The sequence below is a fragment of the uncultured Flavobacterium sp. genome, assembly GCF_937967675.1.
Classification (GTDB): Bacteria; Bacteroidota; Bacteroidia; order Flavobacteriales; family Flavobacteriaceae; genus Flavobacterium.
Genome location: NZ_CALBSN010000099.1, coordinates 1 through 2,597, shown reverse-complemented (window position 1 = coordinate 2,597; position 2,597 = coordinate 1). Strand labels below are relative to the sequence as shown.

The following is a 2,597-nucleotide window of genomic DNA, read 5'->3' as shown; positions in this document are numbered from 1 at the left end:
ACAATATCGTTATCGGCATAAACCAATTTTATGGCTTCTTGCGTTTTACCTTCGACCTGAATTTTCTGCAAGCCACCAAACTTTCCAATTCCGTGATCGATGTGCGTTACATAATCGCCCACCGACAACGAAGTCAATTCTTTTAACGTTATGGTTTGTTTTTTCGAATAACCGTTTTTGATGGAAAACTTATGGTAACGTTCAAAAATTTGATGATCGGTGTAACACGCTATTTGATTTTCTTCGTCTATAAAACCTTCAAATAAAGGCAACACCATGGCTTTGTATTGTTTACGAATACTTTCATGATTAGCTTCGTCGATATCTTCAAAAATATCATGAAAACGACTCGCCTGATTTTCATTAGAACAACACAAATAATTTTTGTAACCGTTGAAATGATTTTCGCTCAAATTGTTCAACAACAAATCAAATTGTTTGTTGAACGAAGGTTGCGGTTGAATATGAAATTCGACTTTTTTATCGGTTTTGAAAACAGCGTTCGTATGTAATTCTATTACTGAAAAATCAAGTGCACGTTTTAAAAACTGTTTTTGATTTAGGAATAATTCTTCGGGTTTTGCGTGTTGGATATCTTTAGATAATTTCTCGAAAGCTTCATTGGCTTTGTCGAATAATTTATCCAATTGTTGTCCTAATAATTCCGTATTTTGAATGACTAAAACCGTTTTTTCGTTGATATAATCTAAGAAACTTTCGCGGTTTTCTTGTAGTAGTTTGTTTTCGACATTGGGGATAATCGAAATCTTTTTCAGCTTTTCAACTGATAATTGGGTTTCCACATCAAAACTTCGAATGCTATCAACTTCGTTGCCGAAAAATTCAATTCGGTACGGATTATCATTGGAAAACGAAAACACGTCTATGATTCCACCACGAACGGAAAATTCACCCGGTTCCGTAACAAAATCAACACGTTTGAAGTTGTATTCGAATAAGGTTTCGTTGATAAAATCAATAGATAAATTATCGCCAACCGACAATTTCAAGGTGTTTTTCTCTAATTCTTTTCGGGTAACGACTTTCTCGAAAATGGCTTCGGCATACGAAACAATAATCGCAGGTTTTTTGCGCGAATTGATTCGGTTTAGAACTTCAGCTCGAAGTAATACGTTAGCATTATCGGTTTCTTCAATTTGATACGGTCTTCGGTACGAGCTTGGGTAAAAAAGTACGTCTTCGGTATTGATTAATTGTTCTAAATCGTTCAAATAATACGCAGCTTCTTCCTTATTGCTGAATAAAATCAGAAACGGAAGTTCGGATTTTTTAAACAACGAATTTGCCACAAAAGACAACGACGAGCCCACCAAACCCGTCATTTGAGACTTTTGGCGCGCTGTAAATGTACTTTCTAAAACGGCAATCTTTGGTGACTTATCGTAAATGGATATAATGTCGGACTTGCTCAAAACTTTCTTTATTTTTTATCTGAAATTTCCATCTTCTTTCGCATTTCATCTGGATTCGCATTTCTTGTTGTATCCAAAGCTTGCAACATCAATTCTTCTCCAATTTCCTTTGGAATCGCCTTTTTGATAATAATTTCATCCCATTGTTTGTATAAACCTTTGATTTCTTCGTTAATTTCTGGAATTAATTTAGCAATTCGTTGTTCTGGAATTACTCGTAAATTCATGAAGGTCTCAAGTGATTTTAATTTCGTATTCAAAGTCGTAATTCTACTTAAAATCTGAGGTTTGTTATATTCGAAAGGAACTGTCAAGACCAAAGTATCTGCTTTTTTTGATAAATTTTTAGTTTTCATCTGAAAAGCAGACAAAGTAGATTGTGGTTTTTGACGCATTTCGATTTCAAATTGACGCCACTCGTTCCATCTGCCTAAAGTAGCTGCTACTTCAGGTCTAGGCGTTGGAAAATTAAATTGCCACATTTTCGAAATGTTCTTAAAAACAGCTTCGTTTTTTTGAGCTACTTTTTGGGCTTCTAGTTGCTGATTTTCATTTTCGCATGAAATCAAGGTTAAAACTAAAAGCGATAAACTACATAAGAAAACTTTCATTCGGATAAATTAAAAAGCAAAGGTACAAATGTTTGCCGAATGCTGCATTTTTTCTAATATTATCTTAACACCAAATTTGTTAATCAATTAAGAAAAACCATTTAAAAGATGTTAATTTATTAAATATTTAAATTTTGGTTGCAATTTGTAAAAATATCACAAAAATCCATCGGCAAAATAACGGTAAAATACTATATTTGTTACCTCATTTACACAACAAAATGGATACGAAAATTTTAATAATTGGTGCTTGTGGTCAAATTGGCACCGAGCTTACAGCAAAACTTAGAGCTACCTACGGAGTTAATAACGTTATCGCATCAGATATCAGAAAATTAGAAAATGATGTAGTTAATAACGGAATTTTTGAAGTGGTAAATGCGCTTGATTATAATCAAATTGAGCATTTACTTGAGAAATATCAAATTACCGATGTGTATTTAATGGCGGCATTGCTTTCGGCTACAGCTGAGAAAAATCCGGCTTTTGCTTGGGATTTGAATATGAATTCGTTGTTTCATGTTTTAAATTTAGCCAAAGCAGGAAAAATTAA

3 protein-coding genes are annotated in these 2,597 nt (G+C 33.5%); 1 reads left to right on the top strand and 2 read right to left on the bottom strand.

Annotated elements, in window-relative coordinates:
- Both Q0075_RS06780 and Q0075_RS06775 read right to left on the bottom strand, forming a co-directional pair.
- On the bottom strand, positions 1 to 1,433 hold a 1,433-nt coding region (locus Q0075_RS06780), incomplete at its 3' end, for a CarD family transcriptional regulator (RefSeq protein ID WP_297868848.1).
- An 8-nt stretch (positions 1,434 to 1,441) separates the two neighbouring features.
- Complete coding sequence (locus Q0075_RS06775; RefSeq protein ID WP_291106360.1) at positions 1,442 to 2,044, bottom strand: hypothetical protein; 603 nt, start codon at positions 2,042 to 2,044, stop codon at positions 1,442 to 1,444.
- A 221-nt stretch (positions 2,045 to 2,265) separates the two neighbouring features.
- On the opposite strand from Q0075_RS06775, the gene Q0075_RS06770 reads away from it, so the two are divergent.
- Positions 2,266 to 2,597: NAD-dependent epimerase/dehydratase family protein (locus tag Q0075_RS06770; protein ID WP_297868847.1), on the top strand; the 332-nt coding region annotated here is incomplete at its 3' end.

Coding starts and splice junctions, on each gene's coding strand:
- Q0075_RS06775 (WP_291106360.1), bottom strand. CDS start 2,044: ATGAAAGTTTTCTTATGTAGTTTATCGCTTTTAGTTTTAACCTTGATT.